Genomic DNA, 18,164 nt, shown 5'->3' with positions numbered 1-18,164 from the left:
CATGGCAACCGCAACCATAACCGCAGGAGCGGCGCCGGCGCCTGCCATGCCGGCGGTGCCGACGACCATCTCGACGCGCCGCCTCATCGCCTTCCTGGCGATGGTGTTCGGCATGTTCATGGCGATCCTCGACATCCAGATCGTCTCAGCCTCGCTGGCCGAGATCCAGGCCGGCCTCAGCGCCAGTTCCGATGAAATTCCATGGGTGCAGACCGCCTATCTGATCGCCGAGGTGGTGATGATCCCGCTGTCGGGCTTCCTCAGCCGGATGCTGTCGACGCGCGTGCTGTTTGCAGGCGCCGCGGCCGGCTTCACGGCGGCCAGCGCGCTGGCCGCGACCGCCACCAACATCGACCAGATGATCGTCTACCGAGCCATCCAGGGCTTTATCGGCGGCGGCATGATCCCGAGCGTTTTCGCCGCCGCCTTCACCATCTTCCCGCCGTCGCGCCGCGCCATGGTGTCGCCGATGATCGGCCTGGTGGCGACGCTGGCGCCGACCATCGGCCCGACCGTCGGCGGCTATATCAGCCATGCCATGTCGTGGCACTGGCTGTTCCTCATCAATGTCATTCCAGGCATTCTGGTGACGGTCACGACCTGGACCCTGATCGATTTCGACAAGCCCAATCTCGGCCTGTTCAGCAAGTTCGACTGGTGGGGCCTTGCCGGCATGGCGGCGTTTCTCGGCTGCATGGAATATGTGCTCGAGGAAGGTCCGAACCATGACTGGCTGCAGGAACAGGCCGTGTTCATCTGCGCCATCATCATGGTTGTCGGTGCGGCGCTGTTCTTCTGGCGTGCCTTCACCGCCGAGGAGCCGATCGTCGATCTCAGGGCCTTCACCAACGTCAATTTCGCCTTCGGTTCGCTGTTCTCTTTCGTCATCGGCATCGGCCTGTACGGTCTGACCTATCTCTACCCGGTGTTCCTCGGGCGCATCCGCGGCTACGATTCCATGATGATCGGCGAAGCCTTGTTCGTCAGCGGCCTGGCGATGTTCGTCACTGCGCCGATTTCCGGCATCCTGTCGAGCAAGATGGATTTGCGCATCATGATGATGATCGGGCTGTTCGGCTTCGCTGCCGGCACATGGTGGATGACGCATCTGACCGCCGACTGGGATTTCTGGGAATTGCTGATCCCGCAGATCCTGCGCGGCAGCTCGATGATGCTGTGCATGGTGCCGATCAACAACATTGCGCTCGGCACCTTGCCGCCGGACCGGCTGAAGAACGCGTCGGGCCTGTTCAACCTGACCCGCAACCTCGGCGGTGCGGTCGGCCTTGCCGTCATCAACACCGTGCTGATCGATCGCAGCGCCTTCCACTACGCCAGGCTGGCCGAGCATGTGGAATGGGGCAGTGCGGCGGCGCAGACCAAGCTGCAGAACATGACGCTCGACTTCCAGCAGACTCCCGGCCTCGACGCCACCAAGGCGGCGATCTCCAAACTGTCGGGCATGGTCCAGCAGCAGGCGTCGCTGCTGTCGTTCATGGATGTGTTCACCATGCTGACCGTGCTGTTCGCGACCATGGCGGTCTTCACCCTGGTCATCGCCAAGCCGGCGCCGCCCGCGGGCAGCGGTGGCGGAGGCCATTGAGCGCGCCGGACCCCCCGCCTGGCGCCCTCATGTGTGACCCCGGAAATCACCCCCGATTTCCGGGGTCACGCTTAAGCATCGATCGTTGTCAAGCTCCTTGGTCGAACACCCGGCGCGCTATGCTGCGGCAGGCGGCCCAAACCATTTGGTCAGCGAGTCGGTTAGCCCGGCTGCTTCAGGGCCGCCGACCCAGGCCACATAACCGTCAGGCCGGACCAGCACTGCGCGTGGGGCTTCGACTGCCCCCAGCACCGGAAGCTCCCATGCGCCATCGTAGCTGGCGTCGACAGTCCGAACCCGATCAGCCCACGGGCGGATGTCCAAAGCGCCGGGTTTTTCAAAGTTGAGCAGCAGCGGCCGGGCGTCGTGCAGCAGGGCAAAGACCGGCAGCGGACCGGCAGCGGTGACGAGGTCGAGATCAGGCATGCGACGTCCCAGCAGCGGATGCCCTTCGCCAAGATCGTAGTGAATGTCCAGGCCGGACATCATCCCGGCAAAACGCTTGCGCGGCTCTTCCATGGCGAGCAGTTCGGCCATTGTATCGCGCAACGCTTTGGTACGCTCGTCTTCGCGACGCAGCGCGACCGACGCCATGGTGTTTTTCATCACACGCGCGGCAATCGGGTGGCGCTCTGCCTGGTAGCTGTCGAGCAGGCTTTCGGGCGCAGTTTTCCTGACAACCTGGGCGAGCTTCCAGCCCAGATTGACCGCGTCGTGCACACCGGTCTGCAGACCCTGTCCGCCGTCCGGCGGATGGACATGCGCGGCGTCGCCGGCGAGCAGCACCCGCCCCTTGCGGTATGAGGCTGCCTGCCGGGTCATGTCGGTGAAGCGGGCCAGCGATGTCGGATTGTGGACGCCATAATCGGTGCCGTAGACGGCAATGAGCGCCTCGCTGAGATCGCGCAAAGTTGGCTCGCCGCCAGCCCCGACCTCGCGCTCGGTCACCAGCACCCGTACCGTACCGCCTTCCAGTCTGCTGAGGCCGTGAATTCCGATGGCATCGCGGTGGATACCCCATTGCGGCTCTTCTGTCACCTCGATCTCGGCGATCAAATTGCTGGTTGTCGGCTCGGAACCGGGGAACTCTATGCCCCCCGCCTTGCGCACGAGGCTTCTGCCGCCGTCGCAGCCGACAAGATAATCGGCACGAAGCGACCCGCCATCTGTCAGCGCGAAATCGACGCCGCCTGCATCCTGCACAAAGCCTGTCACCTCGCGGCCACGGTAGACCGTGACACCAAGTTCATCGACCCAGCAGGTAAGGATGCGCTCTATGTGCTTTTGCCACAGCGCCAGCCCGTAATTGTGGCGGGTGGGGAAGTCGCTGATGTCAAGCGAAACGCCGGCGAAACCTGCGACCTGTGCGGTCTGGCCTTGCGACAGGAACCGATCGGCAATGCCGCGCTGGTCGAAGATCTCGATGGTGCGCGAATGCAGGCCGCCCGAGCGCGCGCCGGCGAGATCCTGGTTCTCGCGCCGCTCGACGATGGCGACATCGATGCCGGCCAGGGAAAGCTCGCCGGCCAGCATCAACCCGGTCGGGCCGCCGCCGGCGATCACCACGGAATGGGATATTCGCGGCCGGTCCGCATCAACACCGTCGGTCGATTTGGCGGTCGATTTGGGCTCGCCGTCGCGAGCCCGTGCTTTGGTTGGTTGCATAGATTCTGGCCCTCTCGTTAGGGCTGCGGAATCTACGCATAAAAAGCCGTCTGCCAATTCTTGAAGTTGACTGTTTTCGCCCCATTTCAATAGATAGGAGGAGGTCGTCACGCCGGCTCCAAATCCCCACCCCGCTAAAAGACGCCGAACGGTCAGGCAGTTGCCGGCTTGAAGCTGAGCGCAACGCCGTTGATGCAGTGGCGCAGGCCGGTCGGCGCCGGGCCATCGTCGAAGACATGGCCGAGATGACCGCCGCAGCGGCGGCAATGAACCTCGGTGCGGGACATGCCCAGCGAACGGTCCTCGGTCTTGCCGACGGCGTTGGCAATCTCTTGCCAGAAGCTCGGCCAGCCGGTGCCGGAATCGAACTTGGTCTCCGAGGAATAGACCGGCAGGTCGCAGCCGGCGCAGGCGAAAATGCCTTTGCGGTGCTCGTTGAGCAGCGGGCTGGTGCCGGGATACTCGGTGCCTTCCTTGCGCAGCACGTTGAAGGCTTCATCCGACAGGATGGCGTGCCACTCGGCGTCGGTCTTGGTGACCTCGAAGGTTTCAGCAGCTCTGGCGGGTTGGGGTCCGCCCATGCGCAGCGTTGCCACCGCGCCGGCAACTGCGGCAACGGCGACGCCACTCAAAAGCAAGTCGCGACGGTTCATGACAGAAATCCTCCTGCGGGTTGTTTTGCCAGATTTGGCCGCCACTGGAAAATCAAAAGCCGGTGACGGTTGCCCTGCAAACGAACGCTCCACACCGGCTCCGCGCTTGTTGCGGACGGGATGGAGCGCTCGGTCGTTTGCTCGGCCCACGGGGGCGGGGCCGCGCAATCTGCAGGAGCTTACCGCCTGTTCGTCGGCGGCAGGGCTTTGTTACATCTTCGGCAGCAGGACCTTGTCGATGACGTGGATGACGCCGTTCGACTGCTCGACATCGGCGATCGTCACATTGGCGACATTGCCGTTCTCGTCGGTCACGGTGACCTTGCCGCCATCAGCCTTGAGCGACAGCTCGCAGCCGCCAACCGTCTTGACCTTATGGGTGCCGCCATCGGCCTTGGCCATCGAGGCGACATCGGCGCCCATCGCTTTAGCGCCGATGACATGGCAGGTCAGGATCTTGGTGAGCTTGTCCTTGTTCTCGGGCTTGAGCAGCGTCTCGACCGTGCCAGCCGGAAGCGCGGCGAAGGCCTCATTGGTCGGCGCGAACACGGTGAACGGGCCGGCGCCCTGCAGTGTCTCGACCAGGCCGGCAGCCTTGACGGCGGCGACCAGTGTCGTGTGATCCTTCGAATTGACGGCGTTCTCAACGATGTTCTTGTTGGCGTACATGGCGGCGCCGCCAACCATCGGATTCTCGGCATAGGCGATTGTGGCGAGGGCGGAGACGGCAATGGTACCGGCGAGCAAAAGGGTGGCGATTCTACGCATAGTGTTCGAACTCCTCAGGGTTATTGTTTCCTCTTTCGGGAACATGAGGAGATACGTAATAGAACTGCCTGAGTTTCCGCGCGCCGGGAAAAATTTATCCTTTATCTTGTCGGCGAATTATCTCCGGAGATCGAATCTCTAATCTCCAGCAGCGTATCCAAAACGAAAACAGCGGAAGATGTACTTCCGCTGCCTTCATTGTCACGTCATGATCTTACGATTTATCAGATGCCCTTCAGGTCGCCCGCGGCAACGACCGGTCCGGTCGGCTGTCCGGTCGTCGAACCGCCCGTCGGCTCGACGCTGACGGCAAGCACGGCGCCTTGCGCCAGCTTCTGCTGCACTGCCGGGGTAACCGGAATGTGCGTGACCTGGCCGGCGGGAATGACACCCATCGAGACCGGCGCATTCTTGCCTTCGATCATCCACAGTTCGAAGTCCTTGCCGGCGGCGCGTTCGCCCGAAACCAGCGACAGGCCGACATCGCGGCGGGATGCGTCGTAGACGACGAGGTATTTGACATCGCTGCCTTCGGCGGCCAGCGAGGCGACGAGGCGCTCCTGTGGCACGACGACCGGCGACCTGACGTAGGGCACGGCGACATAGAGTACCAGGGCCGCGAGAGCCGCTGCGGTGAGGCCGCGCCAGAAGGCAAGGCTGGACCAGAGACTGCCGCTCGGCGCCGTCATCGACGCCGCGGTGGAGGAGAACAGCCGGCGATCGATAGCCGGCTTGACCGTGGCCGGCGGCTCTACCTCAGCATAAGCGGCAGCGATCGGCGAGAGGTTCACTTCCCAGGAATCGACGAGACGGGCAAAGCCGGTCTCCGCGTCGATGCGTCCGGAGGCTATCTGGCGCTCATCCGCCGGCAGCACGCCGAGAACGTATTCGGCTGCGAGCAGGTCGTCGCCTCCACGTTCCGGTCCATTTTCTTCTGCCAGGGTCATCTTTCCAGACATTCTCTAAGTTTCAACAGGCTGCGGCGCAGCCATGTCCGCATCGTGTTGAGCGGAACCTTATGACGTTCCGCGAGCTCGGCGTAACTTTCGCCGTTCAAATACGCACCCCGAACGGCTTGCGCCCGGTCTTGTTCCAACTCTTCAAGGCACTGATAGATGCGCTCGGATTCACCGCCCGCAACAACCATAGCCTCTGGCCCGGGACCGGGGTCAGCCACGTCGAGCGCGGCATCGATATCGGCAGCAGGCTTGCGTCGCGACCGGATGCGATCAATCGCATGATTGCGTGCTATGGCCACCAGCCAGGAGATTGGGCTGAGATCAGAAACAGCGAAACGATCCGCCTTCGTCCACACTTTGACGAAGACCTCTTGCAGCGCTTCTTCCGCATCTCCGCGATCCTTCAATACACGAAGGCACACGCCGAAAAGTTTCGCACTGGTTTGCCGGTAAAGCAGATCGAACGCAGTCCGATCCTTCGTCGAGGTCCGGACAATCAGGGTGGAGATATCCTGCGGCGTCATACGGACAAGCTAAGCGATCACAATTTGTTTGCAAAGGCAGAAATCTTGTTGTCCACGCAATCGATGTCCGCGCCCAATCGCCAGTAATCGCCGGTCGGTTGCCAAGGAAATCGGCTGTCGTTAGCCTCCCGCAGATAGGGGAACAGCAATGTCGGCCGAACGGATGCTGTGGGAGAACGATGCGACCGGCTTGGCAGAGCTGTTGCACAGAGGCGAGATCTCGCCGCCGGACCTTGTCGATGCTGCGATCGCGCGCGCCGAGGCAACCCGATCATTGCGCATCCGCCGCTTGCCTGCGCGCCATGGACCCGAAGGGGGCCGACGAGCTCATCGAAACCTGCTCGAAAAATTGCATCTGACCCGTGCCTTGGAGATCAGATCCCTGTTTGGGCGATTGATGGACAAGAGCCTGTGGTTCACCACTGGCCAGCGATCCAGAATGGCCTGCCGCTCGACATCCAGGGCGTCGGCCGCCCCGGCGACGAGCAGACGGTTTTGTCGCTCGCCGCGCAGATGGAGAAGATTTCCGGCTGGCTGACGCGGCGGGCGCCGCTCAAGGTGCCGGCCTGATCCGGCAGATTTCATCATCGTGATAGCAAAGCTGTTTGCGGCCTGGGCCAATTCCCGCTAAGACGCCGCCGTCCTTACCCGCATCCAGGGAACCATGCCGATGACGGAGATCACCGCCACCGCCGAAATGCAGGCCGCCCTGCTCTCGCGGGCCCTGCCCTATATGCAGCGCTACGAGCACAAGACGGTGGTGGTGAAATATGGCGGTCATGCCATGGGCGATATCGAGCTCGGCAAGGCTTTCGCCCGTGACATCGCGCTGCTGAAGCAGTCCGGCGTCAACCCGATCGTCGTCCATGGCGGCGGGCCGCAGATCGGCGCCATGCTGGCCAAGATGGGCATCGAATCCAAGTTCGAAGGCGGACTGCGCGTCACGGATCAGAAGACGGTCGAAATCGTCGAGATGGTGCTGGCCGGTTCGATCAACAAGGAGATCGTCGCGCTGATCAACGCCGAGGGCGAATGGGCGATCGGCCTGTGCGGCAAGGACGGCAACATGGTGTTCGCCGAAAAGGCTCGCAAGACCATGATCGACCCGGATTCCAACATCGAGCGTGTGCTCGATCTCGGTTTCGTCGGCGAACCGGTCGAAGTCGACCGCACCCTGCTCGACCTGCTGGCGCGCTCCGAAATGATCCCGGTGCTGGCGCCGGTGGCGCCCGGCCGCGATGGCCATACCTACAACATCAATGCCGACACCTTCGCCGGCGCCATCGCCGGCGCCTGCCAGGCGACGCGCCTTTTGTTCCTGACCGACGTGCCCGGCGTGCTCGACAAGAACAAGAAGCTGATCGACGAGCTGACGGTGGCCGAAGCCAAGGCGCTGATCAAGGACGGCACGGTGTCGGGCGGCATGATCCCCAAAGTCGAGACCTGCATCGAGGCGATCGAGCGCGGCGTCGAAGGCGTCGTCATCCTCAACGGCAAGACGCCGCATGCGGTGCTGCTGGAATTGTTCACCGAACACGGCGCCGGCACGCTAATCGTGCCCTGAGGTGCAACTGGCTTGGCGGCCAGTTGGTCGGCTGGCCAGCCCTTAGGCAGGCTGGGGCAGGCGCGCGATGACCTTTATCTCGAAGTCGAAGCCGGCTAACCAGTTGACGCCGACCGCCGTCCAATTGGTGTAGGGCGGTTCACCGAACACCTTCAGCCGAACGGCATCGATCACGGGCCATTGCGTTGCCGGATCGGTGTGGAAGGTGGTCACGTCGACTATATCGTCGAACGTGGCGCCCGCTGCTTTCAGCACTGCCGCGAGATTATCGAAGGCAAGCTGGACCTGCTTTTCGAAGACAGGTTCGGGCGACCCGTCCTCGCGGCTGCCGACCTGGCCCGAGACAAACAAAAGATCGCCTGATCGGATTGCAGCAGAATAGCGATTTATCTCGTAGAGAGCCTGCCGGCCGGCAGGAAAGATCGCGTCACGTTTGGTCATTTTCACTCCATTGTCCGGGGTACTCACATACGTCCCGTATGCATGAGGTGAGTACATACGCTGCGTATGTCAATACGCATACGGTAGGTATGAAGGGCAGCGAGCCCGTCAGGCGCCGGCCGAGATCGCGACAGCCGCTTCGGCCGGCTTGAGCGGCGGGCGCATGTCGACCATGGATTCCTCATCGGCATCCTGCGGCGCGCCCCAGAACTCAGCCAGCGTCGGACCATCCTTGAGGCGGCGGTCGCGGGCCAGAAAACCCCAGACCTCGCGGAACCAGACGCGGCGGCCCATTTGCGTGTACCAGCGCATCGAATGGCGCTGTTCGGGATCGGGGTGGAAGAGAATGCGCGCCAGCGCCTTCGGCCGCGACTGCACCGCGACCTCGATCAGCTTGACCGAGAAGAACAGCATCCACGGTTTCAGCCGCGTCATCTGCAGCACCTGGTGCTTGTAGTCCCACAGCCGGGCATCCGTCTGGATCACCTTGCGGTCCTTGGCGATGCGGAAGAACGGCGTCCAGCGGTGCGGCGTGACATAGAGCGCCTGGATCTGGTCGGGGTCATAGGCAAGCAGCTGGCGAAAGCCGCGCCACAGATCGCGAAAGGTCTCATCCTCGAACCCCGCCACCCAGGTCGCCATGGACAGTATGCCATGCTGGCGGAGCAGCCGGATCGCCTCGCGGTCGGATGAGGTGCTGCCGCCCTTGCGGATCAGTTGAAGCGTCTGCTCGTCGGTGTTTTCCATGCCGAGCAGCCAGCGGATGACGCCGGCCTTGCGATAGAGGTGCAGGATGTCGGCATCGCGCACGATGTCGTCGGCCCGGGTCGAGCCGACGATCAGCACCGGCACGTTCTCGGCGATCAGCGCATCGAGAAAGGCGCGCCAAACCTTCTTCGATACGGTCGGGTTTTCGTCGGCGAGGTTGATCAGTTCGACGCCGTGCTGGCGGTGCAGCCAGGCAATCTCCTGCGCAAATTTCTTGGGGTCGCGGTGCCGCCAGCGGGTCCAGAAACCGCGCTGGCCGCAATAGTTGCACAGATGCGGGCAGCCCCGCGAAAACTGCATGACCACGGCGCGCTTGCCGCCCCAATAGCTGTAGCGGCGGTGATCGATCAGCTCCCAGCTGACGCGGTACTCGTCCAGATTGGCAGTGGTCCCGGCCGGCCGCGTCGCGAAGGGGCGGCCGAGATCGTCGCGATAGGCGATACCCGCGACATCGCCCAGCGGCCGGCGATTGTCCAGTGCCACGACCAGGGCAAGGATGGTTGCCTCGCCCTCGCCGCGCACGATGAAGTCGAAGACATCGCTCGCCGCCAATATGTCGCGCCAGTGATAGGTCGGGAACACGCCGCCATAGATCACCAGCGTCGCCGGCTCGAGCGCCTTGACCATGCGGGCGATCGCGAGCGCGGTGGGATGCGCCGAGGTCGAGCCGGAGTGGCCGATCAGGATGCAATCGGGCTGGCCGCTGAGCGCATCGCGCACCAGCGTTTCCAACGGCATCGGCCCGAATTCGGCATCGACCAGCCGGACTTTATGGCCGGCGTCGATAAGCGGGCCGCCCAGTGCCAGCAGGCCGAGCGGTGGCAGATGGTCATCGGGCACGCGGCTGCCGATGGCGGTGTGCGGCGGATTGATCAGCACGATGTTCATGACGGACCTTTGAGCGACGGTCCGCATGGCGTAGCCGGCGTTTCAGTTTCGCATTTGGGCTCCGTCCAGCAGTTTGCGTGCAGCTTTTCCGCAGAAATGGCGATGCGTGTCCTACCGCCTGAGATGGGCGAGCGGCACGTGGCCCGGGCCCTTGATGTTCTGCAGCACCAGCTGGGTGTGAACGTCGCGCACGCCGGCAAGGCGCATCAGGCGGTGCATGACGAAGGCGTTGAGTTCGTCGACCGACGGCACCATGACGTGCAGCAGGAAATCGTGGTCGCCGGTCATCGTCCAGCATGACGACACTTCGTCCATGCGTTGCACGGCGGCGATGAAGCTTTCGGGCGAACCGTCGCTGTGGCTGGTGAGGCGCACCTGGATGAACACCTCGACCATCAGGCCGACGGCGCGGCGGTTGAGCACGGCGGCAAAGCCCTTGATGATGCCGGCCTCCTGCAGCGCCTCGAAGCGGCGGGCGCAAGGCGTCGTCGACAGGCCGATCTCCTGCGCCAGTTCGGACACGGGCTTGCGTCCATCGCGCTGAAGAACATCCAGCATCTTGATCTCGAAATCGTCGAACTGAGGCATTTTCACTCTCTTTCAGCTTCTGCTTGGTGATTTTTACCTCAAATCATGGACCCAAGCCATCATCAAAGCTGAATTGCCTCGCCGGCCGCCGCTAGACTCTGCGGACAGATTCAAGTGTCACGATCAGGGGAGAAGAACCATGACGACGATGAGCGTTGCCGAATATGCCCGTGATTGCGCGGCGCAAGGCCTGCGTGGCGACTATTCAGTGTGCCGTTCCGACTTCACCGTAGCGCAGGGCTACAACTACAGCGCCGACGAACAGGCGGTGTGGCGCACGTTGTGCGACCGGCAGACCAAGCTGACGCAGAAGCTGGCGCACCATTCCTATCTCGATGGGATCGCCGCACTCGGCCTGCTCGACAAGATCCCGGATTTCGGCGCGGTCTCAGACAAGCTGCGCAAGCTGACCGGCTGGGAAATCGTCGCCGTGCCTGGCCTCATCCCGGCCGCGCCCTTCTTCGACCATCTCGCCAACCGGCGCTTTCCGGTGACCAACTGGCTGCGCACCAAGGACGAGCTCGACTACATCGTCGAACCCGACATGTTCCACGACTTCTTCGGCCATGTGCCCATCCTGACACAGCCGGTGTTTGCCGACTTCATGCAGATGTATGGCGAAAAGGCCGAGAGCGTGATTGCACTGGGCGGTGACGAGATGATCACCCGGCTCTACTGGTACACCGCCGAATACGGGCTGATACAGGAGGAGGGCCAGAAGCGGAAAGCTTTCGGCGCCGGGCTGATGTCGTCGTTCACCGAATTGCAGTTCGCCGTCGCGAGCCCGGACGCGCACCACGTGCCCTTCGACCTCGAAACGGTGATGCGCACCGGCTACGAGATCGACAAGTTCCAGCGCGCCTATTTCGTGCTGCCGTCCTTCGACGTGTTGCGCGATGCGTTCCGGACCGCCGATTTCAAGGCGATCGTCGCCCGCCGCAAGGGGCAGCCGGCGCTGGATCCAGCGACGGTTTAGCAAATCCTGAAGGGTTTGCGCGGCACCTACCCCCACCCTTAATCCCTCCCCACAAAGGAGGACGGAGATCTCGTTGGCGCTGATTTCCGAGGGTTTCGACACCAAGGCATGGGTAGCGCCGGCAGCAATCCTGTCGCGCCGTTCGCTTTTTTGACAATCAGACGGTAATGACTTCGTCACACCGTGGATGACTTCGTCACACCGTGATTACTTTGGTCAGATGGTCGCCTAGCCGGCAGGCAAGCGCTGTGATCGTCGTCGTTGGATTGCATTCGCCAGAGGTGCAGAATACCGAGGAACCACCGACATAGAGATTATCCATGCCGTGCACCTTGCAGTTGGCGTCGACCACGCTCTTGACGACATCGGTGCCCATGCGCGTGCCGCCCATGTGGTGGTGGCCGGCCAGTTCCTCATCCGTCGGGTAGTCCTCGCCATTGGTCAGCCAGTCCATGATGCGGACGCGGCCGAGGTCCTTCTCGATCAGCGTCGTTCCGAACAACTTGAGCCCCTCGAGGATGGTGCGGCGCTCCAACGGCGACTTCTTCCAGTGCAGCTCGATGCGCGGCACGCCGGCACGGTCGACATCGGTCTTCGACAATTCGATATGGTTCGAGGCCAGCGGCGCCTGTTCCCAGGCGACGTAGAGCTGGGCGGCGCAGCGCAGGTTCTGGCTGAGCTGGTAGGCGACCCATTCGGCGGCCTCGGGCGCGGTGCAGGCGAGGTCGGCAATCAGGCTCTTGACGCCGGCATAGGGCGTCTCGATCAGGCGTATGCCGAAATTCATGATCTGCAGCCGCTCCATGGCGGCGAGCGTCGGCGAGAAGAACGCCTCGTTGACGGCATCAACCTCGAACTCCCTGTAATCGGCCAGGATGGCATTGCCGCCCTCGAAGGTCGGGTGCTCCATCCAGTAGCGGCCAAGTGCCGTGGCGTTCGGCACCACGCCGCCATTCGAGCGCTGGTTCGACCATAGAAGCAGCCGCGAATTCTCCAGCCCGCCGGCGCAGACGATGAAATAATCGGCGCTGAAGGCGCCGGCATCCTTGCCGTTCGACCACAGCCTGGCGCCGGTCACTCGTTTGCCGTCCCCGGCAAGTTCGGTGGCATAGGTGTTGAGCACGAGCGCTATGTTCTTGCTCTTGTCGAGCTCGTCGGAGAATTTCTCGCCAAAGCGCACGGCCGGGCTCTTGATCAGCTGCACCCAGCGTATGTCGTCTGAAATCGGCACATCGGGCTTGAAGTCGGGAAGCTCGAGTATGTCGTGCAGCTCGGACAGATAGGGCTCGATGTCGGTCCGGGCGATTGGCCAGCCGGTGTCCGGCGCCCATGCCTTGGGCTCAAAGTCCTGCTTGTCGAGCACGCGGCACCAGCCGGCCCAGTGGTTCGACGACCCGCCCATGAAGCGCAGCCGGGTGATGTCGAGATCGAAATATTGATCGCCGACCGTGGAGCCGCGGTAGAAATCCTGCGACTGGTCGCTGAATTCGCGTGCGCCGGCCTCCAGCACCACGACCGGAATGCCGGCGGCGCCGAGCTTTCTGGCAATGGTGGTGCCGGCCGGCCCGGAGCCGAGAATGCAGACCTTGGGCTTGAAATCCGAGGCTCGAAACGTCTCATAGCTGTCGAAGATCATGCCAGGTCGCTCCGCTTCAGGATCCAGCCATTGACCACGACGATCTCGTCGGGATCGGCCGGGGGGCGGTCGCTGTCAGGCTGCTTGCGAAAAAGCTGTAGCGCCGGCATCGCAATCAGCGCCTGCACGATGGTGCGGCGCGATATTTTCCTGATGAAGAAACTCATGACACGTCTCTGGATGGGGGCTTCGATCCACGCATGGCGTTCCCTGAACGGCACACCGGCCAGACATGCCATTCCCGTGCCAAGCCTTGCCTGTAAACGAGTTACAACCCGGTAAACGGCGCAGTTGCGTGGAAACAATGTTGGCGAACCGTTAACAGCCCCACCACCAACACCTAGGCAGCTTCGGAAATGTCCCGGTCGAGGATCGACAAATTGCGGCCGCGGTGCTTGGCCTCGTAGAGCCGGCGGTCGGCGGCGCGCATCAGGTCCGAGACATCGGCATCTTGCGCACAGGTGATGCCGCCGATCGAGACGGTCAGCGGCACCGTGCGCTCGTCGACCGGACGAAAGCGGACCAGCTCGACTTCACGGCGGATGCGCTCGGCCACGCGCCGGGCTTCGGCTTCCGTAGCGCCGACCAGGAAGGCGCCGAACTCCTCACCGCCAATGCGGCCGAGCACGTCGCCGCTGCGGACGCCGCGCTCGATGGCGCTGGCGATTAACACCAGTGCGTCATCGCCGGTCAGATGGCCGAAACTGTCGTTGATCGCCTTGAAATGGTCGGCGTCGATGATCAGCAGCGCGCCGCGATCGGATTTGCGCCGCGAGCCGTCCAACGCGGCAAAGAAGCTCTCGCGGTTGAGCATGCCGGTCATGTCGTCGCGGCTCGCCTTCGCCGACAGGCGCCGATGCGCGGCGGCGAGCTGGGCATGCGCGCGGGCGAGATCGCGATGCGCGTTTTTCAGTCGGTCGCTCTGCCAGAAGGTGCTGGCGCAGGCGATCCAGGCGAGCGCCAGCGGGCACACCGTCGATGTCAGCCAGACAGTGCGGTCGACCGGAAAACCCATGGCGGGAACGATGATCAGCGTCAGCAAAAGCGAGATGGCTACCGAGCCGAATGCGACCGCGGCGGACTTTAAGACTATGCGACTCATCGCTGGCTCCCACTGAACCGTCTCTGTGCCAGCAAGCCCTGAAGGCCACCTTTCCGTGATGGCTAAAATTTGAATGGTGAGCCCATTTTTACAACTCTAGATGCACATAGGTTGTGGATAAGCTCTACATCAGAAAGGGGTTCGAACGGCAGATATTTCATGCCATAACACGCCATGACCACGCTGCCCGATCCCGCCCGCTTCGCCCATGTCACCGACTGGGTGTTCGACCTCGACAACACGCTTTATCCGCACCATTCGAATCTGTTTTCGCAGATCGACGTCAAGATGACGGCCTATGTCGGAGAACTGCTCACGCTGCCGCGCGAGGAAGCGCGCAAGCTGCAGAAGGAACTCTATCAGGAATATGGCACGACGCTGAACGGGCTGATGACGCGTCACGGCATCGACCCCGACGACTTTCTCGAAAAGGTGCATGATATCGACTATTCGTGGCTGGTGCCGGATCCGGTGCTGGGCACCGCTATCCGCCAGCTGCCCGGCCGCAAGTTCATCTTCACCAATGGCGACCGCAGGCACGCCGAGCGCACCGCGCGCCAGCTCGGCATACTCGACCATTTCGACGACATTTTTGATATCGTCGCCGCCGGGCTGACGCCGAAGCCGTCGCGGCAGACCTATGAGAAGTTTGCCGAACTGCACGCCGTCACCGGACACAATGCGGTGATGTTCGAGGATCTCGCCCGCAACCTCGAGGTGCCGAAATCACTGGGCATGACCACGGTGCTGGTGGTGCCGCGCAATTTCGAGCCGACCTTTGCCGAGATCTGGGAGCGCGATCCGGCCAATGAGGACGACGTCGATTTCGTCACCGACGATCTCGCGACGTTTCTGACGGGGATAGTGGAGGGGGTAGAGGAATTGAGGAGCTGAAGAATTGAAGAACTGGTGAAAGGGAGACCGATCCGGACCTCCTTTTCCTCAATTCTTCAGTTCTTCAATTCCCGGTTCCCCTACTCCCCCAACTTGTAGAAGCGGCTGATGATCCCCCAGGCCTCGTCGGCGGTGTCGACAAAGTCGATGATATCCTGGTCGCCGGGCGTGATGGTGCCTTGTTCGGCCAGGAAATCGAGGTCGATCGCGCGCTGCCAGAACGCCTTGCCGAACAGGATCACCGGCACGCGCTCCATGCGGCCGGTCTGGATCAGCGTCAGCGTCTCGAAGAATTCGTCCATGGTGCCGAAGCCGCCCGGAAACACCGCGACGGCCTTGGCGCGCATGACGAAATGCATCTTGCGGATGGCGAAATAGTGGAAGTTGAAGCACAGCTCCGGGGTCACATAGGCGTTCGGCGCCTGCTCGTGTGGCAGGACGATGTTGAGGCCGATCGACGGCGCGCCGACATCGTCGGCGCCGCGATTTCCCGCCTCCATCACGCCTGGGCCGCCACCGGTGACGACGACGAATTCGCGGTAGTAGGACGTGGCCGATTGCTGTGAGCAGAGGCGGGCGAATTTGCGCGCCTCCTCGTAGTATTTGCTGTTTTCCTCGAGGTTTTTCTTCTGCGTCTCGTTCTTGGCGGCCCAGGCCTCGCCGCCGGGCTCGGGAATACGCGCGCCGCCGAACAGGATGACCGTCGAGCGGATGCCGCGCTCGGCCAGGATCATTTCGGGCTTCAAGAGCTCAAGCTGCAAGCGCACAGCGCGCAATTCCCGGCGCGTCATGAAGTCGGGATCGTTCCAGGCCAGCCGGTAGGTTTCGGCGCGAGTCTGCGGCGTGTCGGGCACGCTTTTCGACCGCTCCAGATCCTCGTCCGAATGCGGCAGCGGCGTCCATCCCGCCTTTTCCATAGGAGTCATATGCTTTCTACCCGTCCCAACAGTTCACTTGCGCCGTCCCATGGCGCACCCGCGATTGACCCCCAATACGCCTTAACATAGGGTCCGCGCGACTTTCAAAACAAGGTTAAGGCCGACGGCCTTAACAGCGTGGTAACGGAGCGAATTCATGTCGAAGCCTGATCTGGCCAGCCTCGAAAAGACCATCGAGAAGGCCTTCGAGGAGCGCGACACGATTTCGACCGCGACCCGTGGCGAAACGCGCGACGCCATCCAGTCCTCACTCGACCTGCTCGACCGTGGCACCGTGCGGGTCGCCGAGCGCCAGCCGGATGGCAAATGGCATGTCAACCAGTGGCTGAAGAAGGCGGTGCTGCTCTCCTTCCGGCTCTATCCGATGGAGATCATCAAGGGCGGCCCCGGGCAGGCGGTCTGGTGGGACAAGGTGGCGTCGAAGTTCGACGGCTGGAGCGCGGTCGACTTCGAGAAGGCAGGCTTCCGCGCCGTGCCGTCTTCGATCGTGCGCCGTTCTGCCTATGTCGCGCCGGGCGCGGTGCTGATGCCGTCCTTCGTCAATGTCGGCGCCTATGTCGATAGCGGCACCATGGTCGACACCTGGGCCTCGGTCGGCTCCTGCGCCCAGATCGGCAAGAATGTGCACCTCTCGGGCGGCGTCGGCATCGGCGGGGTGCTGGAGCCGATGCAGGCCGGCCCGACCATCATCGAGGACAATTGCTTCATCGGCGCGCGCTCCGAAGTGGTCGAGGGCTGCATCGTGCGCGAAGGCTCGGTGCTCGGAATGGGTGTGTTCATCGGCCAGTCGACCAAGATCGTCGACCGCGCCACCGGCGAAGTGTTTTATGGCGAGGTGCCGCCGAATTCGGTCGTCGTCGCCGGCTCGATGCCGGGCAAGGCCTTTCCGAACAACGAGCCGGGCCCTGGCCTCTACTGCGCCGTCATCGTCAAGCGCGTCGATGCCAAGACCCGCTCGAAAACCTCGATCAACGAACTGCTGCGTGATTGATCCTGTCCGAGCAACCAGAGCGCTCCAGATTGCCCAACACACCACCACTTCCCTGGCTTTTCTTCAGCCTCTCAGGGCGCGTCAGCCCAAGTGCCTACGTGCTCGCCGGGCTGCTGCTGGTGCTTGCACAGTTTTTCCCGCTCTACCAGTTGTCGAGACTGGAACCCGGCACCGCAACCAGCCAGAACTGGGCACTTGTGTTCTGGGTCGTTTTGCTGATCTCGACATGGTCGAGCTTTGCGGTAACCGCAAAGCGGTTTCATGATTTCGGCAAGCCGACTTATTACGCGTTGATCTCTCTTATCATCGGCCCCATTCTTCTCATCGTTCTAGCGTGTTTCCGCGGTGACCCCGGTCCGAACCGCTACGGCAAACGCAGCAACGCGCCGGCTGAACCATGAGCGCCGACCGGATATCTCGCCATGCGCTACCGCACGCTTGATCCGAAACTGATCATCGACACCGCCGAGCGGCTGGAAGAGCGCGTCGCCGAGCGTTTTCCCGATGCCGGCCTGCGCGGCGTCGCCGCCGAACTGGTGTCGCTGTCGCGCGACCTGGCCAAGGCGGCGCAGGCGCTGGAAGCGCCGATCTGGTGGCTGCGCGGCGCCATCGTCGCCGCTGTTGCCGCCGGCGCGCTGATCTTCCTATTCGTCGGCACCATCCTGCCGCTCATCCATATCTCGCAGGCCGACGATGCGGTGCAGTCGGTGCAAGGCATCGAAGCCACGATCAACATGATGATCCTTGCCGTGCTTGGCCTGCTGGCGCTAATCCGCACCGAGGAGCGCATCAAGCGCAAGCGGGTGTTTCGCCAGCTGCATGGGTTGAGATCGCTGATCCATGTCATCGACATGCACCAGCTGACCAAGGATCCGGCGGCATTGTCCGCCAATTTCAGGCCGACCGCGCATTCGCCGGCGCGCATCACCAATGCCGCCGACCTGGCGCGCTACCTCGACTATTGCTCGGAGATGCTGTCGATCACCGGCAAGATCGCGGCGCTGTTTGCGCAGTCCGTCAATGACGATGTGGTCATCGACGGCGTCAACGACGTCGAGAACCTGGCGTCCAACCTGTCGCGCAAGATCTGGCAGAAGATCACGCTGATCGAGAACCACCCGGCTGCGCAGCCCCTGCCGGCGCCAGGCTCGGCGAGCAAAGCGCCGGCTCCGAGGCGCGCACCAAAGCTGTGACGCGGCGGGCCCA

At 62.8% G+C, this 18,164-nt stretch carries 20 protein-coding genes; 8 read left to right on the top strand and 12 right to left on the bottom strand.

Annotated features, from left to right (window positions below):
• Nucleotide 1: 1 nt before the first annotated feature.
• Nucleotides 2-1,603, top strand: a complete 1,602-nt coding sequence (locus ACYG97_RS24230; RefSeq protein ID WP_023732748.1) for a DHA2 family efflux MFS transporter permease subunit — start codon at nt 2-4, stop codon at nt 1,601-1,603.
• A gap of 117 nt (nt 1,604-1,720) precedes the next feature.
• Here ACYG97_RS24230 and ACYG97_RS24225 read toward each other — a convergent pair whose 3' ends face one another.
• The 5 genes from ACYG97_RS24225 to ACYG97_RS24205 all read right to left on the bottom strand — a co-directional run bounded on the left by ACYG97_RS24225 (nt 1,721) and on the right by ACYG97_RS24205 (nt 6,172).
• Nucleotides 1,721-3,268 (bottom strand): FAD-dependent monooxygenase, encoded by a 1,548-nt coding sequence (locus ACYG97_RS24225; protein ID WP_023732749.1) that lies wholly within the window; start codon nt 3,266-3,268, stop codon nt 1,721-1,723.
• Nucleotides 3,269-3,420: 152 nt separating this feature from the next.
• Nucleotides 3,421-3,921, bottom strand: coding sequence for a peptide-methionine (R)-S-oxide reductase MsrB (gene msrB, locus ACYG97_RS24220; protein WP_023732750.1), 501 nt, complete (start codon nt 3,919-3,921; stop codon nt 3,421-3,423).
• Between the two features lie 210 nt (nt 3,922-4,131).
• Nucleotides 4,132-4,689 (bottom strand): fasciclin domain-containing protein, encoded by a 558-nt coding sequence (locus tag ACYG97_RS24215; RefSeq protein WP_023681353.1) that lies wholly within the window; start codon nt 4,687-4,689, stop codon nt 4,132-4,134.
• Between the two features lie 224 nt (nt 4,690-4,913).
• Nucleotides 4,914-5,636 (bottom strand): anti-sigma factor, encoded by a 723-nt coding sequence (locus ACYG97_RS24210; RefSeq protein ID WP_023732751.1) that lies wholly within the window; start codon nt 5,634-5,636, stop codon nt 4,914-4,916.
• Complete coding sequence (locus ACYG97_RS24205) at nt 5,633-6,172, bottom strand: sigma-70 family RNA polymerase sigma factor (protein WP_084023687.1); 540 nt, start codon at nt 6,170-6,172, stop codon at nt 5,633-5,635. Before ACYG97_RS24205 ends, ACYG97_RS24210 begins: the two co-directional genes overlap by 4 nt.
• Before the next feature lie 411 nt (nt 6,173-6,583).
• On the opposite strand from ACYG97_RS24205, the gene ACYG97_RS24200 reads away from it, so the two are divergent.
• A complete protein-coding gene (locus ACYG97_RS24200; RefSeq protein WP_023732753.1) occupies nt 6,584-6,742 on the top strand; it encodes a hypothetical protein in 159 nt (52 codons plus the stop codon).
• A gap of 100 nt (nt 6,743-6,842) precedes the next feature.
• Nucleotides 6,843-7,736, top strand: coding sequence for an acetylglutamate kinase (gene argB / locus ACYG97_RS24195; RefSeq protein WP_013528489.1), 894 nt, complete (start codon nt 6,843-6,845; stop codon nt 7,734-7,736).
• Nucleotides 7,737-7,778: 42 nt separating this feature from the next.
• On the opposite strand, the gene ACYG97_RS24190 is transcribed toward argB, so the two are convergent.
• From ACYG97_RS24190 to ACYG97_RS24180, 3 genes are all read right to left on the bottom strand, one after another.
• A complete protein-coding gene (locus ACYG97_RS24190) occupies nt 7,779-8,177 on the bottom strand; it encodes a RidA family protein (RefSeq protein WP_023687463.1) in 399 nt (132 codons plus the stop codon).
• 108 nt (nt 8,178-8,285) lie between these two features.
• On the bottom strand, nt 8,286-9,833 hold the full coding sequence (gene bchE, locus ACYG97_RS24185; RefSeq protein ID WP_023732754.1) for a magnesium-protoporphyrin IX monomethyl ester anaerobic oxidative cyclase: 1,548 nt from the start codon (nt 9,831-9,833) through the stop codon (nt 8,286-8,288).
• 111 nt (nt 9,834-9,944) lie between these two features.
• Nucleotides 9,945-10,421, bottom strand: coding sequence for an Lrp/AsnC family transcriptional regulator (locus ACYG97_RS24180; protein WP_023732755.1), 477 nt, complete (start codon nt 10,419-10,421; stop codon nt 9,945-9,947).
• 139 nt (nt 10,422-10,560) lie between these two features.
• Here ACYG97_RS24180 and phhA point away from each other — a divergent pair, with 139 nt between their 5' ends.
• On the top strand, nt 10,561-11,397 hold the full coding sequence (phhA, locus tag ACYG97_RS24175) for a phenylalanine 4-monooxygenase (RefSeq protein ID WP_023732756.1): 837 nt from the start codon (nt 10,561-10,563) through the stop codon (nt 11,395-11,397).
• Nucleotides 11,398-11,593: 196 nt separating this feature from the next.
• Here the strand turns inward: phhA and ACYG97_RS24170 are convergent, their stop codons facing one another.
• From ACYG97_RS24170 to ACYG97_RS24160, 3 genes are all read right to left on the bottom strand, one after another.
• Nucleotides 11,594-13,033 (bottom strand): GMC oxidoreductase, encoded by a 1,440-nt coding sequence (locus ACYG97_RS24170; RefSeq protein ID WP_023732757.1) that lies wholly within the window; start codon nt 13,031-13,033, stop codon nt 11,594-11,596.
• Entirely contained in the window at nt 13,030-13,200 is a 171-nt protein-coding gene (locus ACYG97_RS24165) for a hypothetical protein (RefSeq protein WP_023681346.1), read from the bottom strand. The genes ACYG97_RS24170 and ACYG97_RS24165 overlap by 4 nt, the downstream gene beginning before the upstream one ends.
• A 173-nt stretch (nt 13,201-13,373) precedes the next feature.
• A complete protein-coding gene (locus tag ACYG97_RS24160; RefSeq protein WP_023681345.1) occupies nt 13,374-14,135 on the bottom strand; it encodes a GGDEF domain-containing protein in 762 nt (253 codons plus the stop codon).
• A gap of 174 nt (nt 14,136-14,309) precedes the next feature.
• On the opposite strand from ACYG97_RS24160, the gene ACYG97_RS24155 reads away from it, so the two are divergent.
• Nucleotides 14,310-15,029, top strand: coding sequence for a pyrimidine 5'-nucleotidase (locus tag ACYG97_RS24155; protein ID WP_023681344.1), 720 nt, complete (start codon nt 14,310-14,312; stop codon nt 15,027-15,029).
• An 80-nt stretch (nt 15,030-15,109) separates the two neighbouring features.
• Here the strand turns inward: ACYG97_RS24155 and ACYG97_RS24150 are convergent, their stop codons facing one another.
• Nucleotides 15,110-15,955, bottom strand: coding sequence for an LOG family protein (locus ACYG97_RS24150; protein ID WP_023681343.1), 846 nt, complete (start codon nt 15,953-15,955; stop codon nt 15,110-15,112).
• A gap of 148 nt (nt 15,956-16,103) precedes the next feature.
• Here ACYG97_RS24150 and dapD point away from each other — a divergent pair, with 148 nt between their 5' ends.
• The 3 genes from dapD to ACYG97_RS24135 are packed head-to-tail and all read left to right on the top strand — an operon-like array spanning nt 16,104 to nt 18,151.
• Nucleotides 16,104-16,958, top strand: coding sequence for a 2,3,4,5-tetrahydropyridine-2,6-dicarboxylate N-succinyltransferase (gene dapD / locus ACYG97_RS24145; protein WP_023696035.1), 855 nt, complete (start codon nt 16,104-16,106; stop codon nt 16,956-16,958).
• Nucleotides 16,955-17,359 carry a DUF805 domain-containing protein gene (locus tag ACYG97_RS24140; protein ID WP_081725464.1) on the top strand — a complete coding sequence of 135 codons (405 nt, stop codon included), beginning with the start codon at nt 16,955-16,957 and terminating at the stop codon, nt 17,357-17,359. Before dapD ends, ACYG97_RS24140 begins: the two co-directional genes overlap by 4 nt.
• A gap of 21 nt (nt 17,360-17,380) precedes the next feature.
• Complete coding sequence (locus tag ACYG97_RS24135) at nt 17,381-18,151, top strand: hypothetical protein (protein WP_023732758.1); 771 nt, start codon at nt 17,381-17,383, stop codon at nt 18,149-18,151.
• Nucleotides 18,152-18,164 lie beyond the last annotated feature (13 nt).

Source organism: Mesorhizobium sp. W067, assembly GCF_054719525.1.
This window is presented reverse-complemented; position numbering and strand designations above follow the sequence as displayed.

Coding starts and splice junctions, on each gene's coding strand:
- ACYG97_RS24210 (WP_023732751.1), bottom strand. CDS start 5,636: ATGACCCTGGCAGAAGAAAATGGACCGGAACGTGGAGGCGACGACCTG.
- ACYG97_RS24155 (WP_023681344.1), top strand. CDS start 14,310: ATGACCACGCTGCCCGATCCCGCCCGCTTCGCCCATGTCACCGACTGG.
- ACYG97_RS24165 (WP_023681346.1), bottom strand. CDS start 13,200: ATGAGTTTCTTCATCAGGAAAATATCGCGCCGCACCATCGTGCAGGCG.
- bchE (WP_023732754.1), bottom strand. CDS start 9,833: ATGAACATCGTGCTGATCAATCCGCCGCACACCGCCATCGGCAGCCGC.
- ACYG97_RS24150 (WP_023681343.1), bottom strand. CDS start 15,955: ATGACTCCTATGGAAAAGGCGGGATGGACGCCGCTGCCGCATTCGGAC.
- ACYG97_RS24215 (WP_023681353.1), bottom strand. CDS start 4,689: ATGCGTAGAATCGCCACCCTTTTGCTCGCCGGTACCATTGCCGTCTCC.
- phhA (WP_023732756.1), top strand. CDS start 10,561: ATGACGACGATGAGCGTTGCCGAATATGCCCGTGATTGCGCGGCGCAA.
- ACYG97_RS24205 (WP_084023687.1), bottom strand. CDS start 6,172: ATGACGCCGCAGGATATCTCCACCCTGATTGTCCGGACCTCGACGAAG.
- ACYG97_RS24135 (WP_023732758.1), top strand. CDS start 17,381: ATGCGCTACCGCACGCTTGATCCGAAACTGATCATCGACACCGCCGAG.
- ACYG97_RS24160 (WP_023681345.1), bottom strand. CDS start 14,135: ATGAGTCGCATAGTCTTAAAGTCCGCCGCGGTCGCATTCGGCTCGGTA.
- ACYG97_RS24170 (WP_023732757.1), bottom strand. CDS start 13,033: ATGATCTTCGACAGCTATGAGACGTTTCGAGCCTCGGATTTCAAGCCC.
- dapD (WP_023696035.1), top strand. CDS start 16,104: ATGTCGAAGCCTGATCTGGCCAGCCTCGAAAAGACCATCGAGAAGGCC.
- ACYG97_RS24230 (WP_023732748.1), top strand. CDS start 2: ATGGCAACCGCAACCATAACCGCAGGAGCGGCGCCGGCGCCTGCCATG.
- ACYG97_RS24190 (WP_023687463.1), bottom strand. CDS start 8,177: ATGACCAAACGTGACGCGATCTTTCCTGCCGGCCGGCAGGCTCTCTAC.
- argB (WP_013528489.1), top strand. CDS start 6,843: ATGACGGAGATCACCGCCACCGCCGAAATGCAGGCCGCCCTGCTCTCG.
- ACYG97_RS24225 (WP_023732749.1), bottom strand. CDS start 3,268: ATGCAACCAACCAAAGCACGGGCTCGCGACGGCGAGCCCAAATCGACC.
- msrB (WP_023732750.1), bottom strand. CDS start 3,921: ATGAACCGTCGCGACTTGCTTTTGAGTGGCGTCGCCGTTGCCGCAGTT.
- ACYG97_RS24180 (WP_023732755.1), bottom strand. CDS start 10,421: ATGCCTCAGTTCGACGATTTCGAGATCAAGATGCTGGATGTTCTTCAG.